The organism is Aurantiacibacter zhengii, from assembly GCF_003584125.1.
In the GTDB taxonomy this organism is placed as follows: Bacteria; Pseudomonadota; Alphaproteobacteria; order Sphingomonadales; family Sphingomonadaceae; genus Alteraurantiacibacter; species Alteraurantiacibacter zhengii.
Window position 1 is genome coordinate 1 of the sequence record NZ_QXFL01000029.1, and the last position, 588, is coordinate 588.

Sequence of the window (588 nt, forward strand, 5' to 3'; positions counted from 1 at the left end):
CGGTGCCGGTGGGCACGGGCGACGAGGTGGAGCGGATCATCCGCGAGACCGCGCCTGACCTCGAGTTCTCGGTGGCGTCGAACCCCGAGTTCCTGCGCGAAGGCGCGGCGATCGACGACTTCAAGCGGCCCGACCGCGTGGTGATCGGCGTGAACGACGAGCACGCGGAAAAGGTGCTGGCGGAGATCTACCGTCCGCTCACCCGCAACGAGAGCCCGCTGGTGGTGATGAGCAGGCGCGCTGCCGAACTCACCAAGTATGCCGGCAACGCCTTCCTTGCGACCAAGATCGGCTTCATCAACGAGATCGCCGACCTGTGCGAGAAGGTGGGCGCGGATGTCGCCGACGTGGCGAAGGGCATCGGTCTCGACAGCCGCATCGGCAATCGCTTCCTGATGCCGGGTCCGGGCTATGGCGGCAGCTGCTTTCCCAAGGATACGCTGGCCTTGCTGAAGACCGGGCAGGACTACGAAAGCCCGCTGCGGATCGTGGAAAGCGTGGTGGCCAGCAACGACCAGCGCAAGCGGTCGATGGGGCGCAAGGTCATCCACGCGCTGGGCGGGGGCGACCAGCACGGCAAGACGGTGG

1 protein-coding gene is annotated in these 588 nt (G+C 66.8%); it reads left to right on the plus strand.

The genetic code is table 11. From position 1 onward, the window contains the following. On the plus strand, positions 1 to 588 hold a 588-nt coding region (locus D2V07_RS18350), incomplete at both ends, for a nucleotide sugar dehydrogenase (protein WP_147367081.1).